Origin of the sequence: Streptomyces sp. NPDC050674 (genome assembly GCF_040654575.1) — a bacterium.
Taxonomy (GTDB): Bacteria; Actinomycetota; Actinomycetes; order Streptomycetales; family Streptomycetaceae; genus Streptomyces.
This window is the reverse complement of record NZ_JBFAIG010000023.1, coordinates 63,540-79,264: the sequence shown is the minus strand read 5'-3', so window position 1 is coordinate 79,264 and position 15,725 is coordinate 63,540. Positions and strand designations below refer to the sequence as shown.

The 15,725-nt window shown below is 68.9% G+C and carries 18 protein-coding genes and 1 pseudogene; 7 read left to right on the top strand and 12 right to left on the bottom strand.

Annotated elements, in window-relative coordinates:
• The first annotated feature begins 40 nt into the window (after positions 1-40).
• The 3 genes from AB0I06_RS30340 (at position 41) to AB0I06_RS30330 (ending at position 2,633) form a co-directional block, all read left to right on the top strand.
• Positions 41-472 carry a very short patch repair endonuclease gene (locus AB0I06_RS30340; RefSeq protein WP_363122037.1) on the top strand — a complete coding sequence of 144 codons (432 nt, stop codon included), beginning with the start codon at positions 41-43 and terminating at the stop codon, positions 470-472.
• 490 nt (positions 473-962) lie between these two features.
• Positions 963-1,775, top strand: coding sequence for a ParB/RepB/Spo0J family partition protein (locus AB0I06_RS30335; RefSeq protein WP_363122036.1), 813 nt, complete (start codon positions 963-965; stop codon positions 1,773-1,775).
• Positions 1,776-2,150: 375 nt separating this feature from the next.
• A complete protein-coding gene (locus AB0I06_RS30330; RefSeq protein WP_363122035.1) occupies positions 2,151-2,633 on the top strand; it encodes an HNH endonuclease in 483 nt (160 codons plus the stop codon).
• Here AB0I06_RS30330 and AB0I06_RS30325 read toward each other — a convergent pair.
• Positions 2,630-3,226, bottom strand: coding sequence for an ATP-binding protein (locus AB0I06_RS30325; protein ID WP_363122034.1), 597 nt, complete (start codon positions 3,224-3,226; stop codon positions 2,630-2,632). The two genes, AB0I06_RS30330 and AB0I06_RS30325, sit on opposite strands and share 4 nt — an antisense overlap.
• A gap of 256 nt (positions 3,227-3,482) precedes the next feature.
• Here AB0I06_RS30325 and AB0I06_RS30320 point away from each other — a divergent pair, with 256 nt between their 5' ends.
• A complete protein-coding gene (locus AB0I06_RS30320; RefSeq protein ID WP_363122033.1) occupies positions 3,483-4,328 on the top strand; it encodes a helix-turn-helix transcriptional regulator in 846 nt (281 codons plus the stop codon).
• Complete coding sequence (locus AB0I06_RS30315; protein ID WP_363122032.1) at positions 4,329-4,580, top strand: DUF397 domain-containing protein; 252 nt, start codon at positions 4,329-4,331, stop codon at positions 4,578-4,580.
• On the opposite strand, the gene AB0I06_RS30310 is transcribed toward AB0I06_RS30315, so the two are convergent.
• The 6 genes and pseudogenes from AB0I06_RS30310 to AB0I06_RS30285 all read right to left on the bottom strand — a co-directional run bounded on the left by AB0I06_RS30310 (position 4,577) and on the right by AB0I06_RS30285 (position 7,131).
• Positions 4,577-4,939, bottom strand: coding sequence for a hypothetical protein (locus AB0I06_RS30310; protein ID WP_363122031.1), 363 nt, complete (start codon positions 4,937-4,939; stop codon positions 4,577-4,579). The genes AB0I06_RS30315 and AB0I06_RS30310 overlap by 4 nt on opposite strands.
• Before the next feature lie 112 nt (positions 4,940-5,051).
• Complete coding sequence (locus AB0I06_RS30305) at positions 5,052-5,537, bottom strand: MarR family transcriptional regulator (protein ID WP_363122030.1); 486 nt, start codon at positions 5,535-5,537, stop codon at positions 5,052-5,054.
• An 18-nt stretch (positions 5,538-5,555) separates the two neighbouring features.
• Positions 5,556-5,708 carry a hypothetical protein gene (locus AB0I06_RS30300; protein ID WP_363122029.1) on the bottom strand — a complete coding sequence of 51 codons (153 nt, stop codon included), beginning with the start codon at positions 5,706-5,708 and terminating at the stop codon, positions 5,556-5,558.
• 77 nt (positions 5,709-5,785) lie between these two features.
• Positions 5,786-5,926, bottom strand: a pseudogene (locus tag AB0I06_RS30295) (alpha/beta hydrolase); the annotation flags it as partial.
• Positions 5,927-6,131: 205 nt separating this feature from the next.
• Positions 6,132-6,590, bottom strand: coding sequence for a DUF2267 domain-containing protein (locus AB0I06_RS30290; RefSeq protein WP_363122028.1), 459 nt, complete (start codon positions 6,588-6,590; stop codon positions 6,132-6,134).
• Between the two features lie 118 nt (positions 6,591-6,708).
• On the bottom strand, positions 6,709-7,131 hold the full coding sequence (locus tag AB0I06_RS30285) for an Hsp20/alpha crystallin family protein (RefSeq protein ID WP_363122027.1): 423 nt from the start codon (positions 7,129-7,131) through the stop codon (positions 6,709-6,711).
• A 170-nt stretch (positions 7,132-7,301) separates the two neighbouring features.
• Here AB0I06_RS30285 and AB0I06_RS30280 point away from each other — a divergent pair, with 170 nt between their 5' ends.
• Together AB0I06_RS30280 and AB0I06_RS30275 are read left to right on the top strand one after the other, a co-directional pair.
• A complete protein-coding gene (locus tag AB0I06_RS30280; RefSeq protein ID WP_363122026.1) occupies positions 7,302-7,604 on the top strand; it encodes a hypothetical protein in 303 nt (100 codons plus the stop codon).
• A gap of 469 nt (positions 7,605-8,073) precedes the next feature.
• On the top strand, positions 8,074-9,465 hold the full coding sequence (locus AB0I06_RS30275; protein WP_363122025.1) for an alginate lyase family protein: 1,392 nt from the start codon (positions 8,074-8,076) through the stop codon (positions 9,463-9,465).
• 566 nt (positions 9,466-10,031) lie between these two features.
• Here AB0I06_RS30275 and AB0I06_RS30270 read toward each other — a convergent pair.
• The 5 genes from AB0I06_RS30270 to AB0I06_RS30250 form a co-directional block, all read right to left on the bottom strand.
• Positions 10,032-11,144 carry a HAMP domain-containing sensor histidine kinase gene (locus AB0I06_RS30270; RefSeq protein WP_363122024.1) on the bottom strand — a complete coding sequence of 371 codons (1,113 nt, stop codon included), beginning with the start codon at positions 11,142-11,144 and terminating at the stop codon, positions 10,032-10,034.
• Entirely contained in the window at positions 11,137-11,823 is a 687-nt protein-coding gene (locus AB0I06_RS30265) for a response regulator transcription factor (RefSeq protein WP_363122023.1), read from the bottom strand. The genes AB0I06_RS30270 and AB0I06_RS30265 overlap by 8 nt, the downstream gene beginning before the upstream one ends.
• Before the next feature lie 58 nt (positions 11,824-11,881).
• On the bottom strand, positions 11,882-12,574 hold the full coding sequence (locus tag AB0I06_RS30260; protein ID WP_363122022.1) for a VanZ family protein: 693 nt from the start codon (positions 12,572-12,574) through the stop codon (positions 11,882-11,884).
• Between the two features lie 100 nt (positions 12,575-12,674).
• Positions 12,675-14,150, bottom strand: coding sequence for an MFS transporter (locus tag AB0I06_RS30255; RefSeq protein WP_363122021.1), 1,476 nt, complete (start codon positions 14,148-14,150; stop codon positions 12,675-12,677).
• Between the two features lie 94 nt (positions 14,151-14,244).
• Positions 14,245-15,618, bottom strand: a complete 1,374-nt coding sequence (locus tag AB0I06_RS30250; RefSeq protein ID WP_363122020.1) for a DUF445 domain-containing protein — start codon at positions 15,616-15,618, stop codon at positions 14,245-14,247.
• Between the last annotated feature and the right edge of the window lie 107 nt (positions 15,619-15,725).

Below are 15,725 nucleotides of genomic sequence, written 5' to 3'. Positions count from 1 at the left end.
GAAGTAACGCCTCACTGAGACACGAAAGGCGCGGTCGGCGATGGAAACGTCTCCTGAGATCCGTGCGCGAATGAGTCGGCAGAAAAGCCGGAACACCGAGGTCGAGATGGCCCTGCGTCGAGCTTTGCACGCTGCAGGGCTGCGATACCGAGTGCATCGCAAACCCCTTAAGGGAGTGCGTCGAGAGGCCGACGTCTTGTTCAGTCGCGCGAGGGTCGCCGTGTTCGTGGATGGGTGCTTCTGGCACGGATGCCCAAAGCATGCGACCTGGCCGAAGAACAACGCCGAATTTTGGCGTACGAAAATCGAGGGCAACAAGCGGCGCGATCGGGACACTGACGACCGACTGGCTTCCGCCGGGTGGTTGGCACTTCGAGTGTGGGAGCACGAGAATCCTGTCGAAGCGGCAGCTCGCGTCCGGAACGAAGTAGAGGCTCGCCTATCCGGCACTGTCAGAAAAAGGTCCATTTAGTCGACCTGCGCAGAAGGATTACACACCGCTACCGCAAGGCACCAGTCCACCTGAGAACCCAAGAAGCCACGGGTCGCCCTCTTGGGCGGCTGCATTCATCCGGATGGCCGGGCTGACCGGGGAACGCCCCGAGGAGACCGGGCCTCGGCCCTCGCGATGCCCTACAGGGCAACGAAGTGGGCACGTCCCTTTGCACCGAGTGGCGACCATGCTTCACCAACATGCGCTTGGACTAGGCCCTAGACAACGGTTGCCGCACCCCTCCGTGACCCCCAGCTCCCGCAAGGGCTTCGGCGCCGACAGTTACTCAAGGGACGCCCTCAGCGTGGAGTCGCTCCCGCCCAAAGTGAAGCGAACCATTCCGCTCGACCCCTCTAGATCTTCGGCCACTTGGCAACAGTGCGCTCGTATGATTTTCTAACCCTCGCGCTGCATCCCGAAATCCCGGCCATGCCGACACATCCCCCACGCGGCGCTGAGAGGTACAGCCATGCCCAAGGCTCGGTACACCTTCGAACTCCCCCAACATGCCGTGGACTACGGGGTGGAAGTTCCTATCAGGGATCTCAACATCGACCCCCAAGCGCAACGGACCCTCAACGAGCGACGCGCCCAGAACATCGCGGACAACATGGTCCGCGAAGCCATAGGCTCGGTGATCTTGTCGAAACGTTCAGACGGAGATTTGTACATCGTTGATGGACAACACAGGTGGCGCGCGTGTGCGCTGGCCGGAATCCCAACCATCAGAGCCGAGGTTCACCACGGTCTGACGCAGGCCCAGGAAGCAATCCTCTTCCTGATCAAGAACCGGGAATCCCACAAGCCTCGCCCCGTCGACGAATACCACGTTGGCCTCACTGGGGGGGTGCCGCTCTTCGTCGACACGGACAGAGTCCTCGAAAAGCACGGCTTGACCCTCGGGTCAACCTCCACCAATGGCGTCGGAGCCGTATCCGGTGCGCTCCAAATTGTCGATCGCTATGGATCCTCGGTCTTCGACAGGACGCTTACCGTGGCAGAGGCCGCTTGGGGCCGGTCGGCAGAGACATGGGACGGTATGCTCCTCGGCGGCATCGGCATGTTTCTGGGTCGCTGGGGAGACCTCATCGATGATAGCGAGCTAGCGCGAAAGATGTTGTCAATGGGCACGGCAGCTAAATGGCGCTCCGAGATCCTCAGCCAATCGTCGCGCGGCGGATTCAACAACAGCGGAACAGGATCACGAGTCACCACTGCATATCGCTTGGTCGCTGCGGCTTGGAACAAGGGACGCAAGGCCGAAAATCGTATCGAAGCATGACAACAGAGCCCGCCGATGGGCTGGGAGCGGTGACACACCGAGGGCTCTCACCCAACGGGGGCCCATGCGCATCCCGTCCCAGCCCGACGCCCATACGGATGGCAAACTATGCGGATACCTGCTTGGACTGAAGACGAACTCGTGCTGGCTGGGGCGCTTGTGGTGAAGAACGGCTGGCGCGAGCTGCGGACCGGGGACGTGGACGTACAGGAGCTTTCAGAGCTGCTTCGTTCTCTTCCCATCCATCAGCCTGAGGCTCGGCTAGTGCCTGGCTTCCGATCTCCGGACAGTGTCAGCAGGAAGACGACTGACTTCATGACGAACCACCCGGCCTATCCCGGGAGGGCCACCCGGTGCGGCAAACCCACACTGCTCATGATCGAGGCGTTCACCAAGCGCGAAGCCGAAATGCTCCAAGCGGCAGAAGCCATTGAGGAAGGCATCGCCTCTGGCGAACTGCACCGCCTACCAGAACAGCCCGACGAAGTAGACGAGAGCGGCTCGACTGCCATCGAAGGTCGACTCCTTGTGCGTCGCGCACTGGCTCGCGAGCGGGATCCGAAGCTGCGAGCGTTGAAGATCAAACAGACACTGCTCGGCGGGGGCCAGCTGCGATGCGAGGTCTGTGAGTTCGACTTCGGCCGCACCTACGGGGAGCTTGGCTACGGTTACATCGAGGTGCACCACGTCACTCCCCTCCACGCTACGGGCACCAGGGAGACCAAGATCGCCGACCTTGCCTGCCTGTGTGCCAACTGCCACCGCATGTGCCACAGGAGCCGTCCTGGAGAATCCTGGCGCACGCCGGCCGTTCTCCGAGAGCAGATGGGGAGATCTGTTTCTGCGACTGCTCACTAGGCCGCGTCCGCCTCGGCCTCGTAGTGCATTTGGGCCTGGTCGAGGAGGTCGTCGGGATCGTGCCCGCGGGCAGCCGTCCAGTGGAGCAGGTCTGCGATCAGCTCGATCGCGGACTGTGCGAGGCCCGATTCCCTCCTCCCACCGTTCAGAGCGATACCGCCACGGCCAAGCTGATAGTTCTCAAGCACTTCGACGGCTCGCTTGGCACGTCGGCAGGATCGCTGTTCGTTGGGGATCGGGATCTCGCACCACACTGCCTTGCCCGCCGAAGTGAGCATTGCTCCCCAGTCGACTGCCAACCCTGCCAGTAGGTGCAGCCCGCGGCCGCACTCCCTGTCACAGTGGGCAACCTTCAGGGTCGGCAGTACGGGGCTCCTGTCGTGGACTTCAAGGCGTAGCCGCTCTCCCCTCCTCTCAAGGATCAGGGTCGCCAACGCACCTTCGCCTACGTGCTTGAGGACATTGGTGGCCAGCTCTGTGACGAGCAGCTCGGCTTCGTCGGAGCCAAGAGGAATGCCCCATCGGTTCAGCTGCTGAACGGTGGCTTGCCGCAGTAGACGCACCTCCACCGGCGCTGCTTCGAAGGGCAGCACGCAGCGGAGTCGAGGCTCCATGACTTCATGGCCGGGCATGACACTCCTCCCTCCGTGGCCGCGCGACGCGCTGATGTCCCGCCGTATCCGTACGGCTGCGCTCGGTAGCGACCGGAAGAGAGCATGGCACAGAGAAATCTCAGTGCGTAACTTCTCATGAGAATCTATCGGGTGAATCCGCTGGTGGCCCCGGTTCAGGGCTACCTAGCCTGATGGGCGTCCACGGGCTGAGCCCGGCACATGGCGAAGGAGCCCCATGTCCGAACGGAGCACGACACGACGCCGCCAACTGGGCGCCACCATGCGCAAGTTGCGCTCTCGCAGGGGTCTGACGCTAGAGGAAGCCGGACGCCTCGTCGGCGTTTCGAAGGCGACCGTTAGTCGGTACGAGACCACCGCCGGGCCGGTCAAGTGGCTGGTCGTCGACGCGCTCTGCCGTGAGTACGGAGCGACGGACGCCGAGCGGCGATCAGTGGTCAACCTCGCCAAGAACGCCAAGGAGCAAGGCTGGTGGAACTCCTTCGCCGACTCGATCCCGGAGAGCATGAACCTGCTGCTCACACTTGAGGACGAAGCCGTCCGTGAGAATCACTTCTGTTGTGTCTACGTCCCTGGGCTTCTTCAGACACGCGCCTACAGCACGGCGCTCCAGAGGGCGAACGAAGTGCCCTTGGCGCAGACGGAGATCGAACGGCTAGTCGACATTCGCATGAAGCGGCAGGAACTCCTGTCCCGCCCGAAGCCGCTGCATCTGTGGGCGATCCTTGATGAATCGGTGGTCCGGCGCGTCGTCGGGTCTCCGACGGTGATGAGGGAGCAGCTCGACCGGCTCCTCGAAGCCAACGAATCCCCGCACATCACGCTCCAGGTGCTTCCGTTCTCCCAGGGTGCGCACGCCGCGGCGCTCGGGAGCTTCGTCATGATCGGCGGTCCTGAACCGGCCCTCGACGTGGTGTACGTCGACATCCATACGGGTTCGCTCTTCCTGGAGAAGGAAGCGGAACTAGAGCGATACAGACTTGCGTTCGAGTACCTCCGCGCACAAGCGTTGGACATGGAGGCCTCCTCCGCCATGATCGATCGCGCCCGCAAGGAGCTCTGAATGTCCGCTGGTTCCCAGATAGCCTCCGAACCCAGATGGTTCAAGTCGTCTTACAGCGGTGCGAACACCACGGAATGCCTGGAGTGCGCCTACGTGGTCAGCGGCACGCTCATACGCGACTCCAAAAGGTCATCGGGCCCTGTCGTCTCCGTTGGAAGCGGAGCTTGGCGTTGCTTCATAGGAGCAATCAGTGCGCATGACCATGAACGACGGCTTGGCGAATCGAGCGCCCGCCCGTACAGCACGCATTAGAACGTGCCGCGCAGCCCCTCCTCGAACCGGTACTGCTCGACGAGTTCCTCCCACTCTTCGGGCTCGCCCTCGCTCAGGACGATGCGCCGCGTCTCACCCACAAGGGTGCGCACCCGGTCTGCCACCTGGGCCGCCTGCTCGCTGGACGTCAGCACGCCCAGGACCAGGACGGTGGAGTCGTCCTCCTCGCCCTCGCCGGCGAGGGTGAAGCTCCAGGGGACATCACACGGGGGCGCATGGTCGGGGTCCGGGCACAGGAGGTGTTCGATCGGGGCTTGGAGGGCGAGTGCCTCCTCCAGGCTCGGGCATCCGTGGATGCGGATCTCGTACAGCCGCGGTTCGTCTCCTGGTGGTGGCACGCGTCCCTCCTGGTTCGGCTCAAGGTTGCCGACCCTAGGGGCCGCCGCGTGCTCGCGCATCGGGTTATCGCGCCGGGACCCGGGTGAACCCGCCCTGCCAGGACCTGTCGGGCTACGTGCCGGCCTCGGGAAGGTTTCCGTTGCCGCCCAGGTTGGCGACCATGCGGCGCAGGACGTTGATCGTGGTGACGAAGTCGGCCTCGGGGATGCCCTCGTGGGTCTGGTGGTGGACGCGGAGGTTGCGTTCGCGGGCACGGAGGCGGCCGGCCTCGCCCTCCTCGGTGAGGGTCAGGCCGCCCGTCGCGTCCTCCGTGAGCCAGCCTCGGGCGATGAGGTCGTCGTAGACCGCGTCGAAGTCGGTGTTCTGGTCGTCGTAGGGGATCAGGCGGTCGGTGAGGGTGGCGCGGGTCCAGGTGCCCGGGGCGCCGGAGGCGTGGTTAAGGGTCCACCAGTGGGGCTGGGTGAGGTTCTCCACGGCCAGTTGCTCTCGTATGGCCCCAACGACCCTGCGGTAGGCCTGACCGGTCCATGCCCCGATCGGCTGGGCGGCCAGTTCCTCCTGGGAGTACTCCTTGAGGTTCTCGATCGGTGCGCTCATGCCGGTCAACGTAAGACCTCAAGCGAACTTGAGGTCAAGGAGGTAGGCGCGGATCTCCGCGTGGAGGCGGGCCGACTGGTCCAGGTGGACGTCGTTGGCCGCCCCGGGGATGCGGACCGTCCTGGTGTCCGGGCGGTAAGCGAGCATCGGGGCCGGTTCGTCGGGACCCATCGTGCCGTGTTCGCCCTGGACTGTCCCAGCAGGGTCACGGGAGCCGGAGCCAGTTCCTCGATCAGGGTGACGGCGTCCTGGACGTGGGCCTCGCGGGTCGTGGTCGCTGGGGTGCGGGTGTCGGCACCGTGGCCCCGGGCGTCGTACGTCACCACGCGGTGGCCGTCGGCCCGCAGTTGCCCGGCGAGGGTGTCCCATTCGCCCTGGTGGCCCGCCAGGCCGTGCAGGAGGAGGAACGTGGTCGCGGGCTCGCCCGCGGGGCGGTAAGCCCTGTGGGCGATGTGCGTGCCGTCGGGGGGTGAGGGTTCCGGACCTCGTGCGGATCAAGGGTTCCCCGTTGTCGTCGGCTCGGGCGGCTGCGCCGACGGCCGCCCCCTGTGCGTCGCGGGGCGGCCGTCGTGCGCGCTTCGGAAGCCCAGGAGCCTACGACGCCGGCGTCAGGTCCGCTCGGCCGAACAAGAGGGCGTAGCCGGGAGGGAGTTGGGCGAGGACGCGGGTGACCAGGTCGTCGCCGATCAGGGACGACAGGACGCCCAGGACCGAGCTGACGTCCCAGCGGGCCGTGGCGGGGGTGGCTCCCGGCGTGCGGGACGCGACCTCGTCGACGAACTGCGCGGCTGTCAGGCGGTGCGTGGCCGGGATCTGGGAGGCGATCAGGCGGGCGGCCTCCCCGGGCAGGGCGCGGGCCAGGTCGACTCGTTCGTCGCCGGTGACGTGGGTGCCGAGGGCGGCCAGGACGGTACGGGTGACCTGTTCCGCCTTCGACGGGGTGGGGTAGAGGCCCGACTCGCGGACCGCATCGATCAATTGGAGCCAGCCGTCCACGTCGTCGAGGCGGGGGGCGTGTCCTGTCGTCACACGGGGCACCGTCGGCGTGCTCATGTGTGGGGTTTTCCTCCGGGTGCGTGCGGGGGCGTGGGTGTGGGTGTCGCGCCGCCGGTCGGATCGGACCGGACCGGCGGCGCGGCCTGCGTGCGGGCGGTTGTCGCGTGCCGTGGGTTCAGCCGCTGATCTGCCTGCGGCTGTCGCCGCCCGAGATCTGGATGCGGCGGGGCTTGGCCTGCTCGGCCACCGGGATGCGCAGGGTCAGGACGCCGGCCTCGTAGGAGGCGTCGATGCGCTCGGTGTCGAGTGTGTCGCCGAGGAAGAGCTGGCGGGTGAAGGTGCCGGTGGGACGCTCGGCGACCAGCGGTTCCGCGCCCTCGGGGGCGGGGGACCTGCGCTCGGCTCGCACGTTCAGGACGTTGCGCTCGACGTCCAGCTCGATCGTCTCGGGGTCGATGCCGGGGAGGTCGAAGTGGACGAAGAAGTCGTCCCCGGAGCGGTAGGCGTCCATCGCCATCGCGGACGGGCGGCCGGCGGAGCCCAGGACCTGCTGGGTGAGTCGGTCGAGTTCACGGAAGGGATCCGTGCGCATGAGCATCACTGGTCACTCCTCTCTTCGGGTGCAGCGGGTGCGATGCCATACGGTCTGCGTCTTCTTATATAGCTCGGAGGAGGAAACTTGACAAGCCCAGGCTCAGGTTCGGGTTTCGGGGACCTGCGGGGCTAGCCTCAAGATCCCGAGCAGGGCGTAGAACGCAGGAGGCAGGCATGGCGAAGGTTCCCAGTGCGGTGGTCGCCGCGAGCGGGCTCGTGGGCGGGTACGGCGTGGCCCGCTGGACCAGGCAGCGGCCGCTCGGCGGGGTCGTGCTGGCCGCGGCCGGGGTGGCGGCGGCACGCCAGTGGCGGCAGCAGGCGGGCAACGTGACCGCCGGGGCGTTGTCGGCCGCGTACGTCGCCGCCTTCGCCGGGTCCCATCCCCTGGCCAAGAAGGTGGGTGCCTGGCCCGCCGTCTTCGGGGTGGCGGGGGCCGTGGGTCTGGCGTCGTGGGTGGCGGCGGACCGGCGCGGCTGACCGTCGACCGACCGGCGGAACGGCTGGCCTCTCGGCCGATGGGTCTGGTGACCCGTCGGCCGGTGGGGCGGTGGGGCGGTGGGACGGTTGACCGGCCGATGGCCGGCCGGTGTGAGAGTCCGCCGACCGCATGCCTGCCGTCTGTGCGCCTGCCTGTCTGCCGGGTGGTCGATTGACCGACTGGTCTCCGCACAGACAGCAAAGAACCCGGCCCTGAAATCAGGGCCGGGTTCTTGTCAGAGCGCCGGGCAGGCCTTGCACCTGCATCTCCCCACAGGAAGTGGGGCGTCTTTCCTTGGACCACCAACGCATCGTCCGTTTGCCGGAGTCCGGCGACCGGATGCAGATCAACTATAGCGCAGTTTCTGTTATCGCCCCGCCACCCGGCCGTCTCCTCACCGTCCCCCGCAGATACGCGACTTAGACGCTGAGGTACGACGACGTGACACAACGGATCAGCCGCCGAAGCATGATGAAGGCAGCGGGCATCGGTATCGGTGCCGGTATGGGTGCGACCGCGCTCGCCACCCCGGCCCACGCTGCCGGCGCCCCCTTCGCTCATCCCGGGCTGCTGCACACCCGTGCCGATCTGGACCGTATGGCGGCCAAGGTGAAGGCCGGTGCCGGACCGTACGCCGCCGGGTTCGCCAAGCTCACCGCCAACCGGCACGCGCAGAGCGGCTGGCAGGCGAATCCGCAGGCCGTCGTGTACCGGGGGTCGGGCTCGCCCGAGAACTACAGGGTCCTCTACAACGACCTGCACGCCGCGTACCAGAACGCCCTGCGGTACCACGTCAGCGGCGAGGAGCCGCATGCCGACACCGCCGTGGCGATCCTCAACGCCTGGTCGGGGAAGCTGACCCGGCTGGAGGGCAGCGCCGACCGGTTCCTCGCGGCCGGGTTGTACGGGTACCAGTTCGCGAACGCCGCCGAACTCGTCCGGGATCACGCGGATTTCGAGCTCGGGCGGGCTCGGGAGTTGCTGCTCGGCGTGTTCCATCCGCTCAGTGACGACTTCCTGACCCGTCACAACGGCGCGGTCGTCACCAACTACTGGCCCAACTGGGATCTGGCGGCGCTCGCCTGTGTGCTCGCGACCGGGATCTTCTGTGATCAACGGGCTGTCGTGGAGCGGGCCGTGGAGTACTTCAAGCACGGCGACGGGATGGGGTCGGTGAAGCACGCCATTCCGGTCGTGCACGAGGACGGGCTCGCGGAGTGGGTGGAGGCCGGGCGCGACCAGGGGCACGCGCTGCTCGGGGTCGGGCTGATGGGCACGGTGTGCGAGATGGCGTGGAACCAGGGGATCGATCTGTACGGCTACGACGACAACCGGTTCCTCAAGGGGGCGCAGTACGTGGCCAAGTGGAGCCTCGGCGGGGACGTGCCGTACACGGCGAACAGGCGGAAGAAGGGGGCGATCGGGGGGTGGTCGGGGAGCGAGACAGCGTCCGGTGTGGCCGGAGTGGACCCGGGGATGACCCGGCCCATCTGGGCGATGATCGCCAACCACTACACCAAGCGGCGGGGGTTGCCGGCGTCGTACGTCACACGGGCTGCGGCTAAGGCGGCGCCTGAGGGTGGGGGCGGGGACTACGGGCCGAACAGCGGGGGGTTCGACCAGCTCGGCTTCGGGACGCTGGCGTTCAGCCGGGACCGGCAGGAGGCGCCTGCCGGAACGCCGAGTCCCGGTCCGGCCGGTGGCGGTGTCAGGACGCAGGCTTCGGCGTCTCCGGCGGCGGCGGGAGACGACCTCGCCGCCACCGGGTCCGGGGATGCGGCGGGGTGGATCGCGGCGGCGGGCGTGAGCGCGGTGGCCGGCGGGCTGCTGATGCTGCGGCGACGGGGGCGGGCCGGATAGCGGCTGGGCGTGTGCGGGGTGGGCCACCAGCCTCGTCGGCGGAGGGGGCCCGGGGAGCGGCTGGCGTATGCGGGGCGACCGTCGGCCGCGTCGCGAGGGCCCGCACGGCCGGGACCACCGGCCGCCACCTCCGTCCGCCCCAGCCGTAGGCGATACGGCGGCGCCCTGCCTCAGAGCGGTGACCGGTGGGCTGCCCAGGCTCCGGCGACGGGGGCGGGCCGGATAGCGGCTGAGCGTCTGCGGGGTGGGCCACCGGCCTCGTCGACGGGGGCGGCCCGGGTAGCGGCTGCGCGTGTGCGAGGCGGGCCGCCGACCTCGTCACCGGGGGCGGGCGATAGCGGCTGGGCGTGTGCGGCGCGGGCCACCGGCCTCGTCGACGGGGGCGGCCCGGGTAGCGGCTGCGCGGGTGCGAGGCGGGCCGCCGACCTCGTCGCCGCAGGCGGGCCGATAGCGGCTGGGCGTGTGCGGCGCGGGCCACCGGCCTCGTCGACGGGGGCTCACACGGCTGGGCCCCGCACGACCGGGACCGCACGCCGGACCCGCATGGCCGGGACCGCCGCCCGGGATCACCGGCCGCCACTCCCCTCCACCCCAGCCGGAGGCGACGCGGTGGGGAGGCGGACCGTGGCGAGGAGGCCGCCGCCGGGGCGGGGCGTGAGGGTGAGGGAGCCGGCGTGGGCGCGGACGACGCTGTGCACGATGGCCAGGCCGAGGCCGACGCCTGCGTGTTCGTCGGTGCGGACGCGTTCCGTTCCGCGCTGGAAGGGCTCGGTGAGGGTCGGTATCAGTTCCGGCGGTACCGGAGGGCCGGTGTTCTCGACCCGCAGCACGCTCGCGTCGTGCCGCGTCTCGGTGTGGACCGTCACGGTGCCGTCGGCGGGGAGGTTGTGGACGATGGCGTTCTGGACGAGGTTCGTCACCATCCGCAGCAGGAGTTCGGCGGAGCCGCTGGCCGGGGCGGCCTCGCCGGTGACGTCGAGGGTGATTCGGCGCTGTTCGGCGAGGGGGAGCAGCGTTTCGGCGGCCTCTTCGGCGACGAGGGAGAGGTCGACGCCGGCGCGGGTGAAGGTGCCGCGGTCGCTGCGGCTGAGCAGCAGGAGGGCCTCGGTGAGACCGATCGCGCGGGTGTTGACGGCCTGGAGGCGGGCGAGGAGTTCCTCCCGGTCGCGGGTGGGGTCCTTGCGGGCGACGTCGAGCAGTGTCTGTGAGATGGCCAGCGGCGTGCGCAGTTCGTGGGAGGCGTTGGCGGCGAACCGCTGCTGTTCGGCGACGTGCGACTCGAGTTGTTCGAGCATGGTGTCGAAGGCGTCGGCGGCTTCGCGGAATTCGTCCCGGCGGCCTTTCAGGCGGATCCGGTGGGACAGCGATCCGTTCCCGGCCGTCCGTGCCGCGGCGGCGATCCGCGTGAGGGGCGCGAGCATCCGGCCGGCGAGGAGCCATCCCCCGACGAGGCCGAACAGGAGCAGGAAGCCCATCGCCACGGCCGCGGCGGGGGCGAAGGTGCGCACCAGAAGGTAGCGGTTGGGTGAGACCCCGAGCAGGCCCTGGGAGTTGTCGGGTACGTAGCGCAGCAGATACGCCCACACCACGGCCAGCAGGAGCGCTCCTGCGACGGCGAGGAACCCGGCGTAGCTGAGGGTGAGCCTGAGCCGGACGCTGAGCCCCGGGCGTCTACGCATGCCCGTGCCCATGGCCGGGGCCGCTGTGGATGCGGTAGCCGACGCCCGGCACCGTGGCGATGATCCAGGGTTCGCCGAGCCGTTTGCGCAGGGCGGAGACGGTGATGCGGACGGCGTTGGTGAAGGGGTCGGCGTTCTCGTCCCAGGCCCGCTCCAGCAGCTCTTCGGTGCTGACGACCCCGCCCTCGGCGGCGACGAGGACGTCGAGCACGGCGAACTGCTTGCGGGTGAGCGCGACGTAGCGGCCGTCGCGGAAGACCTCCCGGCGGAAGGGGTCGACACGCAGGCCGGCGATCTCGCGGACCGGGGGGCGGGCGTAGGCGCGTCTGCGGTCCAGCGCCCGCAGCCGTATGACGAGTTCCCGCAGCTCGAACGGCTTGGTGAGGTAGTCGTCGGCGCCGAGGCGGAAGCCCGACTCCTTGTCGTCGATCCGGTCGGCCGCGGTGAGCATGAGGATGGGGATGCCGCTGCCGGAGGCGACGATGCGCCGGGCGACCTCGTCGCCGGAGGGCCCGGGGATGTCGCGGTCGAGGACCGCGAGGTCGTAGGAGTTGACGCTCAGCAGTTCCAGGGCGGCGTCGCCGTCGTTCGCGATGTCGGCGGCGATGGCCTCCAGCCGCAGACCGTCACGGACGGCTTCGGCCAGGTAGGGCTCGTCCTCCACGATCAGTACGCGCATGCCGGCAGCCTAGGCAGCACGGCATACCGCCGGCGTATGCAAAGACAGGGCCCTTGCCTCAACCCGCCGGTGCCGGCTCGGGACGCGTCCCGTGCGACGGCGAAGCCGCCCCGGTGCGCCACCAGCGGCGTGACGCCAGCGCGGCCAGGACGGCGCCGGCGGTGTTGACCAGGACGTCGTCGACGGAGGACACCCGGTCCAGCCGCAGGACGTACTGCGCCGTCTCGACCAGGGCCGAGCAGCCCGCCCCGAGGGCCAGGATCCGCGGCACGGACGCCAGGGCCGCCCACCGCATCGGGCCGAAGAAGCCCAGCGCGGCGAAGACCAGCAGGTTGCCGGCGATGCCGAGCGCTCCCATGGTGACCAGGTCCCGCAGCGGCACCAGGCTGACCCGGGCGGGCGCGGTGCCGGCCGCGCCGCCCGGCATCATGGTCAGCCACAAAAACGGGACCATGCCCACCTCGGCCAGTGACTTCGGCCAGGCCCCCGGGACACCGGCGGCCCGTCGGCGGTGGGCCACCGCCCATGCCACCAGCGCGGACAGTGGCAGGGTGACCAGTGTCATGAGCACCACGCCGTTGAAGGTGTCGAAGCAGCCGTGCCACCGCCCGGCCACGCAGGTCGGGGCGGACATCATGAGCGGCCGCCGCAGGGTGAACGCGGCGGCCGCCAGGCCGGTCAGCAGCAGTAAGGGGATCACGATGCCGCGTGTGCGGCGGGGTGGTGCCGGCAGGTCGGTGTGGGGTGTCATGCCTCCATTGCAGAGGGGGAGCCGTTGCGGGGGCGTATGCGGTTTCGCATACGCCCCCGATACACCGTCCGCGGCGGACGGACGCTCCGGCCGGTTGTGCTCAGGTGCCGGCGCCCGCCCGCTTCTCCGCCGCCGTCAGCGGCTTGGCGATGTCCTCCAGGGAGCGGCGTTCGGCGTTGACCGCGAGCAGCGCCGCGACCAGGCCCGCCAGGCACATCAGCGTCGCGCCGATCGAGAAGGCGAGGACCGTGTCGCCGACGACGCCGGTTTCCGTGAGCTTGGCGAAGAGCAGCGGGCCGCTGATGCCGCCGGCCGCGGTGCCGATGGCGTAGAAGAAGGCGATGGACATGGCGCGGGTCTCCATCGGGAAGACCTCGGAGACCGTCAGGTAGGCGCTGGAGGCGCCGGCCGAGGCGAAGAACAGCACCGCGCACCAGCACGCGGTCATCGTGGCCGCGCTCAGCGAGCCCTGGTCGAAGAGCCAGGCGGTGCCGAAGAGGAGCAGGCCGGACAGGATGTAGGTGCCGGAGATCATCACGCGGCGGCCCACCGTGTCGAACAGCTTGCCCAGGATCAGTGGTCCGACGAAGTTGCCGATGGCGATGACGGCGAAGTAGTAGCCGGTGTTGCCGCTCGGGACGTCGAAGAACGTCGTCAGGATCGCGCCGAAGCCGAAGGTGATCGCGTTGTAGAGGAAGGCCTGGCCGATGAAGAGGGAGAAGCCGAGGACGGCGCGCTTGCGGTAGTCGGAGAAGACCGTGCGGCCGATCTCCAGGAAGGAGACGCTGCGGCGCTGGTGGATGGTGATCTCGCCGTCCGCGGGCGGCAGCGGCTCGCCGTTGTCCCGTTCGATCTTCTGCTCGATGGAGGAGACGATGCGTTCCGCCTCGTCGTCGCGGCCGTGGATCAGCAGCCACCGGGGGCTTTCCGGGACGTGCCGCCGGACGAGGAGGATGACCAGGGCGAGGACCGCGCCCAGTGCGAAGGTGAGGCGCCAGCCGACGTTCGCCGCGAAGATGTCCGTGTCCAGCGCGACGATCGACAGCAGCGAGCCGAAGACGGCGCCCAGCCAGAAGCTGCCGTTGATCATCAGGTCGGTGCGGCCGCGGTACTCCTTGGGGATCAGTTCGTCGATCGCGGAGTTGATGGCCGCGTACTCGCCGCCGATGCCGAAGCCGGTGAGGAAGCGGAAGAGGAAGAACCACCAGGTGTCGAAGGAGACGGCGGTCAGGGCGGTGGCCGCGAGGTACACCGCCAGGGTGATCATGAAGAGCTTTTTACGCCCCCAGGTGTCGGTCAGACGGCCCCAGAAGAGGGCGCCCAGGCAGGCACCCGCCACGTACAGGGCGGCCGCCATGCCGGTGACCTCGCCGGACGTGATGGGCAGACCGCTGCCGGGCTCCGACAGGCGGCTGGCGATGTTGCCGACGACGGTGACTTCGAGACCGTCGAGGATCCACACGGTGCCGAGGCCGAACACGATCGTCCAGTGCCAGCGCGACCACGGCAGGCGGTCCAGGCGGGCGGGAATGTCGGTGGTGATGGTTCGGCCTCTTTCGGCCTGCGCGGTGCCCATGGGCTCCCTCCTCGTCGAGCGGAACCCGGTTCTAGTGCCCTGAGCGGTTTCCCTTACGCCCTGAGCCACCTCGCCCACGCCGTGATCCGGCCTCTCACGCGCCGAGCGCGTGCGACACCGTGTAGATGAGCAGACCGGCCAGCGAGCCGACCACCGTGCCGTTGATGCGGATGAACTGCAGGTCGCGGCCGATGTTGGCCTCGATCTTCTTCGTGGTGTGCTCGGCGTCCCAGCTCGCCACGGTGTCGGTGATCAGGGAGGTGATCTCCTTGCGGTAGGTGGTGACGACGTAGACGGCCGCGTCCTCCAGCCACTGGTCGACCTTGTCCTGCACCTTGCGCTCGGCCGCCATGCGCGAACCCAGCGACAGCAGGGAGGCGCGCACCCGCAGCCGCAGCTCGCTGCGCTCGTCCTCCGCCGCCGCGACGATCATGGACCGGACGGCCGTCCAGGCGCTGGCGATGAGGTCCTGCACCTCGCCGCGGCCCAGCACCTCACCCTTGAGCCGTTCGACGCGGGCGCGGGTGTCGGTGTCGGACTGGAGGTCGGAGGCGAAGTCGGTGAGGAAGCGGTCGAGGGCGCCGCGCGCGGGGTGGCCGGGCATGTCGCGCATCTCGGTGGCGAAGCGCAGCAGCTCCCGGTAGACCCGCTCGCCGACCTTGCGGTCGACGAACTTCGGCGTCCAGCCGGGGGCGCCGCCCTCCACGGCGTCCATCACCTCGTCGCGGTGGAGCACCAGCCAGTCGTGGGCGCGGTTGACGACGAGGTCGACGACCCGTTTGTGGCCGCCGTCCGCGACGACCTTCTCCAGCATCTTGCCCATGCCGGGCCCGATCTCCTGGGCGTTCGCGCGGCGGGTGATGGCCTCGCCGACCACGGCCTGGACGTCGGAGTCGCGCAGGACCCTCAGGGCGCCGCGCAGGGCGGTGGACAGCTCGGCGGTGACCCGGTCGGCGTGCTCGGGGACGGCGAGCCAGGCGCCGAGCCGGCTGCCGATGCCGACGGCGCGCAGCCGCTGCCGTACGACGTCCTCGGAGAGGAAGTTCTCACCGACGAACTCGCCCAGGGAGACGCCGAGCTGGTCCTTCTTGGTGGGGATGATCGCGGTGTGCGGGATGGGGATGCCGAGGGGGTGCTTGAAGAGGGCGGTGACGGCGAACCAGTCGGCGAGGGCGCCGACCATGCCCGCCTCGGAGGCCGCGGCGACATAGCCCGCCCAGGGCCCGGCGCCGCTGTTCTGCGCCCACTTGGCGAGGACGTAGACCACGGCCACGAACAGCAGGAGTCCGGTGGCGGTGAGCTTCATCTGCCGCACGCCACGCCGCTTTTCCTCGTCCGCCGGGCTGAAGGTCGTCATCGCACGGTTCACGGCGGCTCCGGGCCGGGCATGCTGCCCCCCGACACCGGCACCCTTTTCTTCTGCTTTCGTCCGTTCCATCCGCTCCACCCGCTTGGTGATCCCGCACACATTGTCCCTTCCTGACCGACTCCTGGAACGGAACAGGAGTTCCCGGCGTCTGTCGGGAGGGGGTATTTGCCACGGGGTCCTGTGAGCTTCCCCCGGTCCATGACGCA

What these genes read in the sequence shown, in the direction of transcription:
- AB0I06_RS30340 (WP_363122037.1), top strand. Translation starts at nt 41, where the DNA reads ATGGAAACGTCTCCTGAGATCCGTGCGCGAATGAGTCGGCAGAAAAGC.
- AB0I06_RS30335 (WP_363122036.1), top strand. Translation starts at nt 963, where the DNA reads ATGCCCAAGGCTCGGTACACCTTCGAACTCCCCCAACATGCCGTGGAC.
- AB0I06_RS30330 (WP_363122035.1), top strand. Translation starts at nt 2,151, where the DNA reads ATGATCGAGGCGTTCACCAAGCGCGAAGCCGAAATGCTCCAAGCGGCA.
- AB0I06_RS30320 (WP_363122033.1), top strand. Translation starts at nt 3,483, where the DNA reads ATGTCCGAACGGAGCACGACACGACGCCGCCAACTGGGCGCCACCATG.
- AB0I06_RS30315 (WP_363122032.1), top strand. Translation starts at nt 4,329, where the DNA reads ATGTCCGCTGGTTCCCAGATAGCCTCCGAACCCAGATGGTTCAAGTCG.
- AB0I06_RS30305 (WP_363122030.1), bottom strand. Translation starts at nt 5,537, where the DNA reads ATGAGCGCACCGATCGAGAACCTCAAGGAGTACTCCCAGGAGGAACTG.
- AB0I06_RS30300 (WP_363122029.1), bottom strand. Translation starts at nt 5,708, where the DNA reads ATGGGTCCCGACGAACCGGCCCCGATGCTCGCTTACCGCCCGGACACC.
- AB0I06_RS30290 (WP_363122028.1), bottom strand. Translation starts at nt 6,590, where the DNA reads ATGAGCACGCCGACGGTGCCCCGTGTGACGACAGGACACGCCCCCCGC.
- AB0I06_RS30285 (WP_363122027.1), bottom strand. Translation starts at nt 7,131, where the DNA reads ATGCTCATGCGCACGGATCCCTTCCGTGAACTCGACCGACTCACCCAG.
- AB0I06_RS30280 (WP_363122026.1), top strand. Translation starts at nt 7,302, where the DNA reads ATGGCGAAGGTTCCCAGTGCGGTGGTCGCCGCGAGCGGGCTCGTGGGC.
- AB0I06_RS30275 (WP_363122025.1), top strand. Translation starts at nt 8,074, where the DNA reads ATGATGAAGGCAGCGGGCATCGGTATCGGTGCCGGTATGGGTGCGACC.
- AB0I06_RS30270 (WP_363122024.1), bottom strand. Translation starts at nt 11,144, where the DNA reads ATGCGTAGACGCCCGGGGCTCAGCGTCCGGCTCAGGCTCACCCTCAGC.
- AB0I06_RS30265 (WP_363122023.1), bottom strand. Translation starts at nt 11,823, where the DNA reads ATGCGCGTACTGATCGTGGAGGACGAGCCCTACCTGGCCGAAGCCGTC.
- AB0I06_RS30260 (WP_363122022.1), bottom strand. Translation starts at nt 12,574, where the DNA reads ATGACACCCCACACCGACCTGCCGGCACCACCCCGCCGCACACGCGGC.
- AB0I06_RS30255 (WP_363122021.1), bottom strand. Translation starts at nt 14,150, where the DNA reads ATGGGCACCGCGCAGGCCGAAAGAGGCCGAACCATCACCACCGACATT.